Raw genomic sequence first — 14,700 nt, forward strand, 5'->3', positions numbered from 1 at the left:
ATAGTGACCGAGCACCTGATCCAGCACCACCTTCTGCTGACTGGCATCCGCGAATGACTGCAACTTGACGGTCATCCCCAGATCGGAAAGGTAATATTTGTCGTTGGGCGATTGGCCATCAATCTGCAACCACGCCTTGAGCTTGACCACCTCACCCTGATAGATCTGCATCGGCAGAGCGGCAATGTCCAAGCGAATATCGGAGAGAATGCGCACCCGGTTGTCCGGGTCTACCTCGCCAATCGCCTGCCAGGGGCCCGGCATGGGATTGCGCAGGGTGATGAGATCGTGCTCCGGCAGGGCCAGCCAGCCCACCTCGGCGGGCTTGACCTTGCCCACGTAGAGCTTGCTGCCATCGGGACGAACCAGGATCACCGACGGGGTACCCGGCTTGCGCTTGACGATGAAGGTGATCTCCTTCACCCCATAATCGATGCGAAAGCGGTTATCCAGCATGGGAATGTCAGAGGGGGCGAACACCTCGTTGGCCGTTGCTCCCAGCGAGAATAACAGCAGCAGGCAGGCCCACCACTTGCTCATTGCCGCCACAGACAGCTTCCTCCCTTCTTCTGCACCAGATCCAGCCTCGCCTCGTGCAGCGCTTGAACCTCGGCGCTGGCACGCACCACCTTGAGGGCGGGTCGGTTGCTTTCCAACCGGCGAATACTGGTGTCCTGATTGCTTTCGTTCTCGTTGCTTTCGGTGGCCAGATTGAGTTTGGTCTGACCGCCTGTCATCAGCAGGTAGACGTCCGCCAGGATCTCCGCATCGAGCAAAGCCCCGTGCAGGGTACGGTGGGAGTTGTCGATACCGTAACGATCGCACAGCACGTCAAGGTTGTTGCGCTTGCCGGGGAAGAGATCCCGCGCCATTGCCAAGGTATCGGTAATGGAGCAGATATCCGCGGTCTTGAAGTTGAGCCCGAGCTTGCTGAACTCGTAGTCCATGAAGCTCACGTCAAACGGCGCGTTGTGGGCGATCAGCTCGGCACCGCGGATGAAGTCGAGGAACTCATCGGCGATCTGGCTGAACGACGGCTTGTCACGCAGGAACTCGTCGGTGATACCGTGCACCTGGATCGCTTCCGGGTCGACCAGGCGATCAGGCTTGATATAGACGTGATAGTGGTTACCGGTCAGCTTGCGGTTGATCACCTCCACACAGCCGATTTCGATAATGCGGTGACCCAGATAGACAGGGCCGCCCGCCGTATTCATACCTGTGGTTTCAGTATCCAGAATGATCTGGCGATTCAGTTGGGGTGTGTTCATGATCCAATCTATGTCAAACTTCGGCTTTACTTACTCGCTAGTTTACCCCAAGCCTCATGTTAAAACAGATTGATTGCTCATGTTAAAACAGATTGATGTCTATACCGACGGCTCCTGCCTCGGCAATCCGGGCCCGGGTGGTTATGGGGCCGTGATGGTCTACGGCAAGCACCGCAAAGAGATTTCCGCCGGATTCAAGTTGACCACCAATAACCGGATGGAGCTGATGGCCGCCATCATGGGCCTGCGTACCCTCAACGAACCGTGCAAGGTGCGCCTCACCACCGACAGCCAGTATGTCCGTCAGGGGATCACCCAGTGGATCATCGGCTGGAAGAAGAAAGGGTGGATGACCGCCAACCGTCAGCCGGTCAAGAACGTCGATCTCTGGAAGGAGCTGGATGCGGAAGTGGGTCGCCATCAGATTGAGTGGCTCTGGGTGAAGGGTCACTCCGGCCACCCCGAGAACGAACGGTGCGACGAGCTGGCCAGAGATGCCGCCTGCGGCAAGGATCTGGCCGAGGATACCGGCTACCAGCCCTGACGGGCCATTCCCGGTGTGGCGAGGGACTTTGGCAGTTGCCAGCGCCGCCGCACCGGGATCAGTGGAAAGCGCCGTTTACGGGCCGCAATCACATATACCGATGCAAATGCCCTGCAATAATCCCGCCCGATACTCTCCCGCCACCAACTGTGCCAGCTCTGTTTCCCCATAAACGAGTAGCCAAAACGCTCGTCGAACATCACCTCGCATCCCAGCAGATGCAGCCAGTCCGTCACCCGCCCTGGGGTGAACATCCGTGCCGACCAGGGCATTCTGCGCCGCAAGAACGGCACACAGTGACCGATCCCGACCAGACTCATGGGGTTATAGCCACTGATGATCAGCCAGCCATCGTCGGTCAGCACTCTTTCAGCCTCACGCAACACCTGATGGGGATCGGCAGAGAAATCGAGGCAGTGGGCCAACAGGCAGGCATCAACGCTGCCGGTGCGCACTGGCAGATCGAGGGGATCACCGTACATGTCGAGCAGTCGCCCACCGGGGGCGACCCCAATCTGGTGACGAATGGAGGAGCGTTTACAGGAGAGTTCGGCGCTCAGGGCACCAATTTTAAGTAGATGATAACCAAACAGATTGGGGCACCAGTTGTCTAGCCGCTCCTGGATCTCGGCCGCCACCCAGTCCCCCATAGGCAATGCAGACCAGCTGGTCGGGATCTCGATTTGTTGTTCGGTACGTGCCACCTGCATAATAGGGCTCAACTCGGGGTTTCGAACGCCATCCTGTTATATAAGATACCCTCCCTAAAGAGAAGCAGACTCATGTATCCAGTGATCACAGTTCCAGCCTTTAATGACAACTACATCTGGTTGATCCGCCACGAAAATCACTGTCTGGTGGTCGACCCGGGCGATGCGGCACCCGTGCTGGAGCGGCTCGAGGTATTGGGGCTGGTGCTCGACGCCATCCTGCTGACCCATCACCATCACGACCATGTGGGAGGTGTTACCGAGCTGCTCAGCCACTTCCCCCACGCCCGGCTCTATGGCCCCAAACTGGACCCGATGCCGGATCATCACGGGCAGTGGCTGGAAGATGGCGATCAGATCAACTGGCATGGCCTCGCCCTCGAGGTGATCCATGTGCCCGGGCACACCCGCGGCCACATCGCCTACCATGGCAACGGCATGCTGTTTTGTGGTGACACCCTTTTCTCGGCCGGTTGTGGCCGCCTGTTTGAAGGGACGCCGGAGCAGATGTACCACTCGCTGCAACGACTCGCCGCCCTGCCCGATGAGACCCTCATCTATTGTGCCCACGAGTACACCCTCTCCAACCTGCGCTTTGCCTATGCGGTCGAGCCGGACAACCCGGCGATCCGCCGCCAGATCGGGCTGATCAGCAAACTGCGGCAACAAGGGCTGCCAAGCCTGCCAACCCGGCTGGGGGACGAACGCACGTTCAACATTTTTCTGCGATGCGAACAGGATTCAGTGAAATTTTCTGCTGAAAAACATGGGCTAAAATGCGTGGAAAATCCGATAGATACCTTCACCATCCTGCGTCAGTGGAAGGACGTTTTTTGAACAAACCTTGATCAGGGGGCCATTGCCCCTTATGATGCGGGCTGTTTTTCCTAAAAATGACCGGAACGAGATGAAGGTACGAACGGCCTTATTGGCAGCGCTGTTGCTCAGCGGCTGCCAAAACCTGAGCCATCAGGATGACCGGGCGCTAACGGCAATCGAGCCGATCAAGTCCCCCCAGGTCAAGAAAAAAGCGCATAAAAAACACTCTTCCCATTTCCTGTTTGGCGATGAACAGCTGGACGAAATGGGAGATACGGACAATCTGTGGGTGCGTATCAGCGATGATATGCAGCTGGAAACCCCGGACAATGCCCGCATCCGCCAACAACGAGAGTGGCTGTTGCGCAATGATAAGCATCTGGCGACCATTGCCAGCCGGGCTGAACCCTACCTCTATTTGATGGTGGCGGAGATTGAACGGCGTGAGCTGCCAATGGAGCTTATTACTGTCCCGATGATCGAGAGCATGTTTGATCCTCATGCCCGATCCCGCAGCAATGCCGTCGGTTTGTGGCAGTTTGTGCCCGCCACCGGCAAGAACTTCGGTCTGCGCCACGACAACTGGTATGACGGACGGCGCGATGTGCTGGCCTCCACCAATGCGGCGCTCGACTATCTGGAGTACCTGAACCGCTTCTTTGACGGTGACTGGCTGCAAACGCTGGCCGCCTACAATGCCGGCGAAGGACGAGTGCGCAACGCTATTTTGCGCAACCAGCGAGCGGGCAAACCGACTGACTACTGGTCACTCGATCTGCCGCGCGAAACCCAGATGTATGTACCGAAGATCCTCGCCATGGCTGACATGATCAGCAATGCGGACCAGTACAACGTCAAGTTGCCGGTGCTCGCCAACCAGCCGAAATTGAGGGTGGTGGAGACAGGCAGCCAGATCGACCTGAACGTAGCCGCTCAACTGGCTGGACTGCGCACGTCAGAGCTCAAGGAGGTCAATCCGGCCCTGAGCCGTGGCGTGATGTCGCCGCGCGGTCCTTATCGCCTGCTGGTACCCGTCGAGTATGCCGATACTCTGGAACTGGCACTGGCCGACCTGCCCAGAAGCGAGCGGATCCGCACTCGCTCCTATCAGGTCACCAGTGGCGATACCCTGTCACGCATCGCCCAGAATCATGGCGTCAGCGTCAGCGAGCTGAAACTGGCCAACAATCTGCGTGGCAACAGCCTGCGCCGTGGTCAGCAGCTGATGATCCCGACCCGTGGTCAGGTCAGCAGCAAGGCAAGCGCCGCCAGCAAACCGCAGCAGCTGGCCAGCCGTGGCAGCAGCCAGAAAGCCAAAGTCAGCTACAAGGTGCGCTCAGGTGACAACCTGTGGAGCATCAGCCAGGCCCATGGCGTGACGCATGACGAGCTGGCCAAGTGGAACGGTCTGAATGCCAAATCGGCGCTCAAGCCGGGCATGAAGCTGGTGGTCTATCCCAAGCAAGGGAAGAAGATCGACAAGTCGATGGTCTATCAGGTTCGCCGTGGCGACTCCATCTCCTCCATCGCGGCTCGCTTCCAGGTGGCCATCAACGATGTGATGCGCTGGAACCAGCTGGATAAAGGGGATTACCTCAAGCCGGGCCAAGAGATCACCCTGTTTGTGAAGAACAACAGCTAGGCGCCACCGCTTGAACCCGATACAAAACGGGGCCAGTCAGATGACTGGCCCCGTTTTTTATCTCTGCGGTACATCGCGGCGCCTGAGGCCCTCATCCAGACGAGGCGCGTCGCCGCATCTGCCAAGAGCAGATCCCTGACGGCTACAACGCCCACAGCGATCGGAAGATCCCCTCACAGGGCCTGCTGGCACTGCCTGTGGCCCATTCCGTCATCCTGCCGGTCACTATAAGCTGGATTTATGGCTTTTCGCCAAATGACCTAACTTTCATTTATGCCGAGCAGCCATTGCCAGAAGTGCCCCGTTGAGCCATTGGCAGTCACCAGAAGCCATCCGTCCGCTCCCCCTCACCTCTCGCAGCAAAGAGCTCAGACGCTACTCCCAAAGCCGGGTTGGCACCACCAGCAAGACAGTGCGCTGACCAATCGCCACATTGGCATTGGGGAAGACCACCGCTTCGCGCGGCTGCTCGACGGTGTAGCGCTGCTCGCCATCCTCGGCCAGCACGAACCCTTGCGGAAATTCGGTGAAGTTGTCCACATCGCTGGCGAACAGAAAGCGAAACTGCTCCGATTGTTTGGTGATCGCCCGATCGATGGCAAACAGAGTGAACTCATCTGCCCGCCAGGGTTCGAGCACCACCTCATCCTGAGTGACCAGCTCCTGCAGTGCCTGCCGGGTTTCGATAAAGCGGGTCATGTCGTTCTCGCCAAATGGCCTGACCTTGCCCAGCTCCACCGTGAAGGCATGGGCGCCGTGCTGGCGCGAGCTGTAGTAGCTGAAGGTGGTGGTCGGGCTGGCGGAGAGCAGAATAGTGCGTACTCCGCAGGCACCGAGGAACTGCACCTGCTCTCGGCAGTGGGGCCGCTCATGGGGGAAGGGGTAAACGGCGAACTTCTCGTGGCGCGAGCCGCGAATGGCGGTGTGCAGGTCGTAGTGGTAGCGAGGACGGGCCGGATCGGCAAAGAAGCGGCTCACATACTGCTCAAGGCGCATGGCGCGGATCCGCTCCCGATTGCAGAGCCCCTCCCCCTTGCTGTGGGCACCGGAGAAGAGGCGATTCATGTTCTCTTCTACCTCCCGCAGCCCCAGATTCATCGCCGCCGGATTGCCAAACAGGAACAGCACCCGATGGCGGGCGGTCAGTTCACCTGAGAGCAGGCGGCTCAGCAGCTGGTTGCAGATCTCGATGGGGGCGGTCTCGTTGCCGTGGATGCCGCAAGAGAGGACGATATCCTTGCGTCCGCCAGGCTGATCGCCCGCGCCACTGGCAGGCTCCAGACAGAGCACTCCCGTATCCCAGACACTGATCCGCGTGCCATCGGACAGGGCAAATTCAAAGGGCTCAAGCTGCCACTCATTGCTGCGGGTCAGGGCCAAAAAATCGTGCTGGGGAATCATCCGTCTCACCCTCTTGCGCTGGAACACTATGGCCGGATTATACGCAAGGCATCGCGGCTTAAAATCGTTTTTTAAACAAATTCAAACATTAACGACACAATTGTGATAACAATCGAACGACGGCTCAATGAAAATAGCGATGTGAAATAAAGAAGAGAGGAAAGAGGATCAACGAATAACAGGGGGAAAACGAGGGGGAGATAACACTGACTATTGCCAGCCCGATGGCAGGGCGCCACAGGGGCAGAGCGGAAAACGGATCAGCAGAAAAACGAGGCATCCATGCCCGGTTGATCAACCACGCCAGAACGGCTTGGTGGTCTCTTGATAACGGTCAGCTTCGTTCAGGCCGATGTCTTTGAGCAGGTACTCGGGCAGCTCGGAGAGCTGGCGACGGCTGCGGCTGCGATCCAGCCAGGTCAGAACGGTCATTTTTACGCGAGCAGCCAGATTCAATTGGCTGGACTGCTGGTAACCGGCTTCGGTATAAGTCATGTTGGCCATGATGTGGCTCCTCTGAATATCTGTTTACGCACTGGGCTTTATTTGATGCGCAAAGCTTAGTCAGAGAGCAGGGCCGACTCAATTGACGAATTTTGATACATTACATTAGTAAAACTAATAGTAAAAATCTGCCTGATACTATTTTAATTCATTGATTTATAACGAGTAATAAAATCCATTATCGGTCACCCACTGCCCACAGCATATTGTGCTGCATTGCACCACCTTACATATGCAATTTACCGCGTTGCCTATGCACTCGCCAATGGGCTTCCAATGAGTAGCAACCCAATAATTACATTTGATTGTTAAGGTTATGATCTTCTGGCGATCTACAGTTAACACAATGAAACATAAAATAAACTTACTTTTCTTTCCGCGCGGCGCCCTCGATGGCGACCCGCAAATCCCCCTCTTGGCGTGCAACCGGCATGCTGGTATGGTTATTTATACAGTAGTTTACTCCCCTGCCCTGACGCCATAGCTTATGCCGTCAAGGGCAGATGAAACCACAGGATCATCGATGGATACCTTTACCCCGACCGCTGCCCTGCGTCAACAGATGGCCGCCATTGAAGCCTCCCTCAACCAGTTGGCCGATCTGCTTGGCCAGCTCGCGCTGCAGGAGGCCCATGTCTATCCCCTCCCCCCGGTGCCACAGGGGGAAGAACACGACCCGATCGCGCAGATTGAGGTGGGCTATCTCAACGGCGAAGCGGCGCTGGCGGCCACCCTCGCCGCCTATCGGGATCACAGCGCCCGCCCCGGCTGCTCCACCAAGGCGACTCACCGGCTGCCCGGCTGGTTGCGCTTTCCCGCCGCCGCCGCCCCTCTCATCCAGCCGCTGGTTGAGGAGATCAACCAGCGCAAACTCGATTTCAAGGCACTGGTGCAGCAGGCGGGGGGACGGGACGAGAAGTTCGAGCTGGTACATACCGCCCTGCCCGGGGTGATCACCTTGCAGGTCTACCGCAAACTGACCCTGCTGGCGGGGGAGCTGCAATCCCTCGGCTTTACCTGGGCCGACAAGCAAACCATCAATCGCCTCAGTCGCGAGCAGGTGCTGGAGATGCTGGAGCGCAGCCGCCGCTACATACCGGCCCTCTCCAACAACGAGGAGTGGAGCAAGATGGTGGATCAGGAGGTGTACGACATTCGCCGCCTGCCCGCCGATGCCGAGCTGCGGATCCGCCGCCCGGTCAAGACCCACCCGATGATCAACCTGCTCTGGCTGGAGCGCACCCCGCGCAAGCAGCAGATCAAGGCGAGCCTGCCGCTGCTGCTCTGCTCCGATACCCCGCCCGCGGTCACCCATCTGGGCAACTATCCCCCCAAGAGCCGACAGGCGCGGCGGGATCGCAAGATTGGCGGCGAGCCCATCATCGAGCGGCTGCACCTCTATCTCTATCAGGGGTGACTGGAGCTGGGCCGCCTTGCCGCGATAAAGGCGTATCTCGCATCTGCCCCCTGTCTAGTCCTGAAATAGGTTTACACATTTTCGGCTAGCGTTTCTCCACTCAGAACCCCCGATGCACCGCATCGGGGGTTCTGTATTTCAACGCATGATGCGGTCGCTCCACGTTGTAAATATCCACCGCCTCACGCACCATCTCCCGCGCTTGCGCCAGGTCCTGCGGGCTTTGCAATAACAACTCTCCTTTCAATATCCCGTTCACCCGCTCCGCCAACGCATTCTGGTAACAGTCATACCCATCGGTCATCGAACATTTCACCCCGTGCCGTTCATGTAATGACTGATACAACCCCGAGCAATACTGCACGCCGCGGTCTGAGTGATGGATGTGCACGTGATGGCCCACTATCTTGCGTGAATAGGCATCCGTCACCAGGCTCAGGTACAGCGGCCCGCTCCTGGCTGGCAGGTAGGTGATGTCGGCGACCCACACTTGCTCCGGGGCCACCGGCGTGACCTGCTCCGGCCCTGCCTTGAGCAAGTTGGGATGACGGTAGAAACGGTGAAAACTGTGGGTGGTCTTGTGATACGCCCGCTTGGGCTGCACCAGCAGGCGGTGCTCGGTCAATATCTGAAACAGCCTGTCCCGCCCGACCTTGAGCTCGCCATCATCCTGACCCTGAAGCAGATAATGCAGCTTGCGGGTACCGACCCGCGGTTGTCGCAGTCGAACCTGACGCACGAAGCGCACCACCTGCAATCCCTGTGCATGGCGCAAGTCGGCAACTCGATTGCGTTTGTAGTAAGCCTGACGGCTTATTCCCAGAAACAGGCAAGCCCTGACGATGGTCAGCCTGTTTACCTGCCGTTGCGAGAGGACTTGCCGGGTCGCTTTTTTACGATGGAGACGCCGTAGTCATTTTTCAGCACATCGACCACGGCCTCAAAGAACTGGGCCTTCTGGCTCATCAGCGCCAGTTGCTGCTCAAGCTCCTTGATACGTTGTTCAGGCGTCTGGTTGTCGGGGTCAGGCATGGTGATACTCCTGCCGGCGCGTACAGAAGCCCCTTGGCTCCAATCCTGCCGACCATGTTTACGTAACCATGCCAGAACGGTGGAGCGGCCCTGAAGCCATAACGCACCTGAGCCTGTTTGTAGGTGAGCTCGCCTTTTTCAATCTGCTCGACTAGAGCCAGTTTAAAAGTCAGCGAGTAATCGCGCTGTGTCCGTTTCACACCTTGTCCCATCGGGTTCTCCATTTATTGGGGAGAAAGGTGTAAACCATATTCAGGACGGGACATGCAGATAAAAAAAGGAGCCTTAACGGCTAATGCCAGTCAGTTAAGCCTGACTGTCATTGTTTTTATTGGCTTTTTTCACACAGTACTTCTGTGGCCTTGCCTTCACGCAGCGGGGGTAACTCCGCTCCCTTCGGGCCGGCAACACAAACTGTCCCGCCTGTTTCTCCAGCTCCGCAACGCGTCCCGGAATATTCCCCGGCGACACATACGGCATGCAGCTCAGTTCATGGATAAGGTAGACCGATGCCATGTGAAAACTCAGCTGGCTCGCCGTGTATCCCTTCAGACTTGCCGCCATCTTTACCATCTGGCTGCGTAGCAGGTTGTACGCCAGCAATACACCCCACAGCTCTTGCCGTATTCCCGCCGCCTTCTTGCTACGCAGGGTCAGCCGGTGTTGTTGCAGGCTGTGCTTCATCTCCCGATAGCCCAACTCGATTTCCCAGCGATGGCTGTAGAGCTCGACGATATCGGCACCTAGGAAACGCATCGGGTCGACCATCGAGGTCAGCACCTGCCGCTCCTTGCCGTTGATGTTGCGGGTCAGCAAGCGGGCTTCCACCGTGTCAGGCAGTTGTGGCCACTTCTTCCTCGCTTGGGGGCTGGTCGTCAAGCGCACCAGGGCATCCTGACGCCCCAACTTGCGCACCACCTCGTATTGCGTGCCCTTTTTGAGTGGCAGCAGCCAGTGCCGCTCGCTACCAGCGGTTTGCCAGGCGTGGAGCAGTCCGAGGGAGTAAAATCCCTTGTCGAACAGGGTCAGCGAGTGGTCCGGTGTGCGCGCGACAAGCTGCTCGGCCAGCACCATCTCGTTGACGGCGCAGCTCTCCATGACGGCCTGAACAAGCAGGTGACTGGTCAGCTCCATCTGACAGAGCATGCGCACCTGTGGATAGGCGGTCTCCCCATGCTGGGTACCGGGCTTGGCAAACTCGGCGGCATTGTCCGGGGTATCGGGCGTGCGCCACATCACGCCATCGACGGCGAGCAGTTGCAGCCCGGCCCAGCCGGGGTGATTGGCCTGCTGGTGCCAACGCGAGGCGGTCTCGTGAAACAGGCGTTCGATGCTCTTGTGGCCAAGCTTCTGGCGAGCTTGCAGGAAGGCGCAGGGGGCGACAAAGGGGCGGTCACCGGGCAACAGGATATCGAGCTGATTGACCAGCTGAGTCATGGGGACGTGGCGGAAGATGGCCATGCCGATGATGGCCCAGACCAGGCGCTCCATGGGCATGCGGCGACGGCGCAGGGTAGCGACCCCCTCTTCGCCGAGCAGAGTCATGATGAGCTCGGGGGGAATGAGGTCAGAGAGTGACTCAAACTGAGCGGCATTGCTGGCGTGGAGGAAGTCGAGAGCGTGAGCGATACGCATAAAAAATCCGAAACCAATCAACAGGTTTCGGATTTTCACACATCAGGAGGATCGGTCAATGGATCCTTAACTGATCGGCATTAGCCTTAACGACTCCTTTTTTATACCAATTACTTTATTTATTCACGGCGGATTGACCCGAAAATCAGACCCCGGCCTTGGCCAGCGCTGCGGAGACGATCTGCTGGGCCTCTTGCTGGATGAGGTCAAGGTGCGCGTCGCCCTTGAAGCTCTCCATGTAGATCTTGTAGATGGACTCGGTGCCGGAGGGGCGCGCCGCGAACCAGCCGTTCTCGGTTACCACCTTCAGGCCACCGATGGCGGCATCGTTGCCCGGCGCCTTGGTCAGCTTGGCGATGATGGGCTCACCGGCCAGTGTGGAGGCTTCTACCAGTGCAGGATCCAGCTTGGAGAGCACCGCTTTCTGGGCGCTGTTGGCCGGGGCGTCGATACGGCGGTAGCTGGAGCGGCCAAACTTGGCTTCCAGTGCGTCGTAATGAGCCTGGGGATCCTTGCCGGTGACCGCCAGAATTTCCGCCGCCAGCAACGCCAGAATGAAACCATCCTTGTCAGTGGTCCAGACGGTGCCATCTTTGCGCAGGAAGGAGGCGCCAGCGCTCTCCTCGCCACCAAAACCGAACTCGCCGCTGTAGAGGCCATCCACGAACCACTTGAAGCCGACCGGCACCTCTTTCAGGGTACGGCCAATCTCGCCGGCCACCCGGTCGATCATGGAGGAAGAGACCAGCGTCTTGCCGACGGCCGCATCGGCAGACCAGCCGGTACGATGGGTAAACAGATACTGGATTGCCACCGCCAGATAGTGGTTCGGGTTCATCAGGCCGGACTTGGTGACGATGCCGTGACGGTCGTAGTCGGGGTCGTTGCCAAGGGCGATGTCGAACTTGTCCTTGAGCGCAATCAGGCTCGCCATGGCGAACGGGCTGGAGCAGTCCATCCGGATCTTTCCGTCTTTATCCAGGGTCATGAAGGAGAAAGTCGGGTCGACCTTGTAGTTCACCACCTCGATGTTCAGACCATAGGTCTTGGCGATAACGTCCCAGTAGGCGACGCCGGAGCCGCCCAGCGGGTCGACACCGATCTTGATGCCCGCGTTCTTGATGGCATCCATGTCCAGCACGTTCTTCAGATCATCCACATAAGGGGTGACATAGTCGTGCTCGACCACGAACGGGCTCTTGAGGGCCTCGGCGAACGGCATGCGTTTCACACCAGCCAGACCCGCTTCCAGAATGGCGTTGGCACGGTCCTCGACCCACTTGGTGATCTCCCCTTCGGCAGGGCCACCATGGGGCGGGTTGTACTTGAAGCCACCATCTTCCGGCGGGTTGTGAGACGGGGTGATCACCACACCGTCAGCGCGGGCAGCAGGCTTGCTGGCCCCTTCTTTGCCAGAGTTGTAGCGCAGGATGGCGTGAGAGATGACCGGGGTCGGGGTAAAGCCGAGGCCAGCCTGAATGCGGGTCTCGACGCCGTTGGCCGCCAGCACTTCGACGGCGCTGGCAAAGGCGGATTCGGACAGGGCGTGGGTATCCATGCCGACAAACAGCGGGCCCGTGATACCGGCCTGCTGGCGATACTCCACCAGTGCCTGGGTCACCGCCAGAATATGGGATTCGGTAAAGGCGTTGTGCAAGGCACTGCCACGGTGGCCGGAGGTACCAAAGGCAACCCGCTGCTCGGGGCGGCTCATGTCCGGCTTGTTGAGGTAGTAGGCGCTGACCAGACGGGGGATGTTGGTCAGGTCGCTTAAACGGGCCGGCTGACCGGCGTGGGAATGCTGAGCCATGGCGTTTTCCTTGCGTAATGGCGGCCTTGGCGGGCAAGGCCTGAGTCTTGATAAATCGTTAAATGGCGCCACACACCTGCGCGATCACCTCTTCCCCATAACCCATGCTGGCCATCAGCTGGGCCACCATGTTCTGCTTGCGGCTGGTGTTGGTATTGGTGATCACCCAGAACGGGGTGCCCGGTACCGGCTTGGGCTTGGTGGTGCTGCCACTGGCACGCAGAGCCTCGGGATCCCGTGAGAAATAGACGCGCTTGCGCCCCTTGATTTCGGTGGCCTGGGTAAACCCGACCGGATCGTCCCGGTAGAGGGTACTGAGCACCTGCATGAAGCGGTTGATGGACTTCTCTTCCTTTTGCAGCTCACCGGAATCGAGCAGGGCTTGCAGCCCTTGCTGGGTGGCTACCGCACTGGGCTGCGCGACGGCAACTGGCTCGGCAACCGGCACACGTTGGTGAGCAGGCTGTTCCAGCAGACGGCGCAGGATATCGGAGGCACTCTCACCAATGTGCCGGGTCTGGCTGGCGATATAGAAGTAGAGATCGTCATCAAGCTCGATGGTTTTCATAGGGATGCGCTGGACTCGTCGAAATTCGGATGCGGCGATTATACATAGGCAAACCCGACAGCCCAAGCAAGGGGCTGGCAGATGTACATGAATCTCATCGAGAATACGGCATAATAGCGGGCCAAGTGTGTGATCAGCCGCACTGATAGCCGATCCGGACGGGATTTTTTAGAAAAAAAACCACATTTATTTCCCATCCGTTGAACGAAATCCTTTTCTTTCCAGTGCGTTAAATAAAACAGCGATACGCACCCACGACCGACAAGGTGTCATTTTGCAACAAAACAGCATATTGAACTTCAAGGAGCAGGGTCAGGGCCCGGCGGTCATTCTGATCCACGGGCTGTTTGGCAGCCTCGACAACCTCGGCCTGCTGGCCCGCACCCTCTGCGAGCAGTACCGGGTCATCAGCGTCGATCTGCGCAACCACGGCGCCTCCTTTCATGGCAACGAGATGAGCTATCCGGCCCAGGCGGCCGATATCCTGACCCTGATGGATCGGCTGGAGATTGCCGAGGCGACCCTGATTGGCCACTCGATGGGGGGCAAAGTCGCGATGCAGGTCGCCAAGCAGGCGCCAGAGCGGGTGACCAAGCTGGTGGTGGCCGACATGGCGCCGGTCGCCTATCCCCACTCCCGCCACCAGAATGTGTTCGCCGGCCTCAACGCCACTCTGGCGACTCAGCCTCAGAGCCGCAGCGAGGCGGAAGCCATGCTGGCGCAGCACATCGAGATCGCCGGGGTGCGCCAGTTCCTGCTCAAATCCTTCGCCAGAGGTGAGCATGGCTGGAGTTGGCGCTTCAATGTGCCCGCCCTTGAGCAAAACTACGCCAACATCATGGGCTGGCCAGACGATGAGCGCCGCTTCGAGGGGCCGGTGCTCTTTATCAAGGGGGGGGATTCTGACTATATGCAGCCGCAATACAGCGAGGCGGCACTGGCCCAATTCCCGGCGGCAAAGGTGCGGGTTATCGCGGGCACCGGCCACTGGCTGCATGCGGAAAAACCGGCCCTGTTCAACAAATTGGTTGTGGATTTCCTGTCGACAGGCGGTTAACAGTTTCAAATCCTTTGTGATATAGTGCGCCGGTCATAAGGAGTGTGCGCAATCCATGCTAAGTGAACATATCGACCTGATCGAAAGTTTGGGCCTGAAATTATTTTTTCTGGCAATTTTCATATTGATTGGTCTTGCCATTCATGACGTGCTCAAGCGCGGCAATGTGCCCCGTTTCGGCCGTTTTATCGTCTGGTTGGTACTGTTTCTGGGTTGTGCGGGTTTTGTCGCCAAGGGGCTGATCGAACTGGGCTGGGAAGGCTCAGGACTCGGCTAACTTATTTTCATCT

13 protein-coding genes and 2 pseudogenes are annotated in these 14,700 nt (G+C 58.4%); 6 read left to right on the forward strand and 9 right to left on the reverse strand.

What is annotated here, in order from left to right:
• Together LD28_RS0121400 and dnaQ are read right to left on the reverse strand one after the other, a co-directional pair.
• Positions 1-540 (reverse strand): annotated as a pseudogene (locus LD28_RS0121400) (TIGR03503 family protein); the annotation flags it as partial.
• Positions 537-1,271, reverse strand: coding sequence for a DNA polymerase III subunit epsilon (dnaQ, locus tag LD28_RS0121405; protein WP_033138892.1), 735 nt, complete (start codon positions 1,269-1,271; stop codon positions 537-539). The pseudogene LD28_RS0121400 and the gene dnaQ, both read right to left, overlap by 4 nt.
• A 79-nt stretch (positions 1,272-1,350) precedes the next feature.
• Here dnaQ and rnhA point away from each other — a divergent pair, with 79 nt between their 5' ends.
• A complete protein-coding gene (gene rnhA / locus LD28_RS0121410; RefSeq protein WP_005337815.1) occupies positions 1,351-1,815 on the forward strand; it encodes a ribonuclease HI in 465 nt (154 codons plus the stop codon).
• On the opposite strand, the gene LD28_RS0121415 is transcribed toward rnhA, so the two are convergent.
• Positions 1,803-2,525: a methyltransferase domain-containing protein gene (locus tag LD28_RS0121415; protein ID WP_033138893.1), complete on the reverse strand. Its 723-nt coding sequence runs from the start codon at positions 2,523-2,525 to the stop codon at positions 1,803-1,805. The genes rnhA and LD28_RS0121415 overlap by 13 nt on opposite strands.
• A gap of 72 nt (positions 2,526-2,597) precedes the next feature.
• Here LD28_RS0121415 and gloB point away from each other — a divergent pair, with 72 nt between their 5' ends.
• Positions 2,598-3,362, forward strand: coding sequence for a hydroxyacylglutathione hydrolase (gene gloB / locus LD28_RS0121420; protein WP_033138894.1), 765 nt, complete (start codon positions 2,598-2,600; stop codon positions 3,360-3,362).
• A 70-nt stretch (positions 3,363-3,432) separates the two neighbouring features.
• Complete coding sequence (locus LD28_RS0121425) at positions 3,433-4,986, forward strand: lytic transglycosylase (RefSeq protein ID WP_033138895.1); 1,554 nt, start codon at positions 3,433-3,435, stop codon at positions 4,984-4,986.
• 375 nt (positions 4,987-5,361) lie between these two features.
• Here LD28_RS0121425 and astE read toward each other — a convergent pair whose 3' ends face one another.
• On the reverse strand, positions 5,362-6,387 hold the full coding sequence (astE, locus tag LD28_RS0121430) for a succinylglutamate desuccinylase (RefSeq protein ID WP_033138896.1): 1,026 nt from the start codon (positions 6,385-6,387) through the stop codon (positions 5,362-5,364).
• Positions 6,388-6,681: 294 nt separating this feature from the next.
• Positions 6,682-6,891 carry a DUF1127 domain-containing protein gene (locus LD28_RS0121435; RefSeq protein WP_033138897.1) on the reverse strand — a complete coding sequence of 70 codons (210 nt, stop codon included), beginning with the start codon at positions 6,889-6,891 and terminating at the stop codon, positions 6,682-6,684.
• 523 nt (positions 6,892-7,414) lie between these two features.
• On the opposite strand from LD28_RS0121435, the gene LD28_RS0121440 reads away from it, so the two are divergent.
• Positions 7,415-8,308 (forward strand): DNA replication terminus site-binding protein, encoded by an 894-nt coding sequence (locus LD28_RS0121440; RefSeq protein WP_033138898.1) that lies wholly within the window; start codon positions 7,415-7,417, stop codon positions 8,306-8,308.
• Positions 8,309-8,408: 100 nt separating this feature from the next.
• Here LD28_RS0121440 and LD28_RS22735 read toward each other — a convergent pair.
• The 4 genes and pseudogenes from LD28_RS22735 to seqA form a co-directional block, all read right to left on the reverse strand.
• Positions 8,409-9,552 (reverse strand): annotated as a pseudogene (locus LD28_RS22735) (IS3 family transposase).
• A gap of 94 nt (positions 9,553-9,646) precedes the next feature.
• Complete coding sequence (locus tag LD28_RS0121455) at positions 9,647-10,975, reverse strand: IS4 family transposase (protein WP_033138922.1); 1,329 nt, start codon at positions 10,973-10,975, stop codon at positions 9,647-9,649.
• A gap of 145 nt (positions 10,976-11,120) precedes the next feature.
• A complete protein-coding gene (gene pgm / locus LD28_RS0121460; RefSeq protein WP_033138901.1) occupies positions 11,121-12,785 on the reverse strand; it encodes a phosphoglucomutase (alpha-D-glucose-1,6-bisphosphate-dependent) in 1,665 nt (554 codons plus the stop codon).
• A gap of 58 nt (positions 12,786-12,843) precedes the next feature.
• A complete protein-coding gene (seqA, locus tag LD28_RS0121465) occupies positions 12,844-13,353 on the reverse strand; it encodes a replication initiation negative regulator SeqA (protein WP_033138902.1) in 510 nt (169 codons plus the stop codon).
• A gap of 274 nt (positions 13,354-13,627) precedes the next feature.
• Between seqA and LD28_RS0121470 the strand changes: the two genes are divergently transcribed.
• A complete protein-coding gene (locus tag LD28_RS0121470; RefSeq protein ID WP_081959667.1) occupies positions 13,628-14,410 on the forward strand; it encodes an alpha/beta fold hydrolase in 783 nt (260 codons plus the stop codon).
• Positions 14,411-14,465: 55 nt separating this feature from the next.
• Positions 14,466-14,687: a DUF2788 domain-containing protein gene (locus tag LD28_RS0121475; RefSeq protein WP_033138903.1), complete on the forward strand. Its 222-nt coding sequence runs from the start codon at positions 14,466-14,468 to the stop codon at positions 14,685-14,687.
• The last annotated feature ends 13 nt before the right edge of the window (positions 14,688-14,700 follow it).

Source organism: Aeromonas finlandensis (assembly GCF_000764645.1).
Classification (GTDB): Bacteria; Pseudomonadota; Gammaproteobacteria; order Enterobacterales; family Aeromonadaceae; genus Aeromonas; species Aeromonas finlandensis.

Excerpts from the sequence above, each read along its gene's own strand:
- dnaQ (WP_033138892.1), bottom strand. The coding sequence starts at position 1,271 with ATGAACACACCCCAACTGAATCGCCAGATCATTCTGGATACTGAAACC.
- rnhA (WP_005337815.1), top strand. The coding sequence starts at position 1,351 with ATGTTAAAACAGATTGATGTCTATACCGACGGCTCCTGCCTCGGCAAT.
- LD28_RS0121415 (WP_033138893.1), bottom strand. The coding sequence starts at position 2,525 with ATGCAGGTGGCACGTACCGAACAACAAATCGAGATCCCGACCAGCTGG.
- gloB (WP_033138894.1), top strand. The coding sequence starts at position 2,598 with ATGTATCCAGTGATCACAGTTCCAGCCTTTAATGACAACTACATCTGG.
- LD28_RS0121425 (WP_033138895.1), top strand. The coding sequence starts at position 3,433 with ATGAAGGTACGAACGGCCTTATTGGCAGCGCTGTTGCTCAGCGGCTGC.
- astE (WP_033138896.1), bottom strand. The coding sequence starts at position 6,387 with ATGATTCCCCAGCACGATTTTTTGGCCCTGACCCGCAGCAATGAGTGG.
- LD28_RS0121435 (WP_033138897.1), bottom strand. The coding sequence starts at position 6,891 with ATGGCCAACATGACTTATACCGAAGCCGGTTACCAGCAGTCCAGCCAA.
- LD28_RS0121440 (WP_033138898.1), top strand. The coding sequence starts at position 7,415 with ATGGATACCTTTACCCCGACCGCTGCCCTGCGTCAACAGATGGCCGCC.
- LD28_RS0121455 (WP_033138922.1), bottom strand. The coding sequence starts at position 10,975 with ATGCGTATCGCTCACGCTCTCGACTTCCTCCACGCCAGCAATGCCGCT.
- pgm (WP_033138901.1), bottom strand. The coding sequence starts at position 12,785 with ATGGCTCAGCATTCCCACGCCGGTCAGCCGGCCCGTTTAAGCGACCTG.
- seqA (WP_033138902.1), bottom strand. The coding sequence starts at position 13,353 with ATGAAAACCATCGAGCTTGATGACGATCTCTACTTCTATATCGCCAGC.
- LD28_RS0121475 (WP_033138903.1), top strand. The coding sequence starts at position 14,466 with ATGCTAAGTGAACATATCGACCTGATCGAAAGTTTGGGCCTGAAATTA.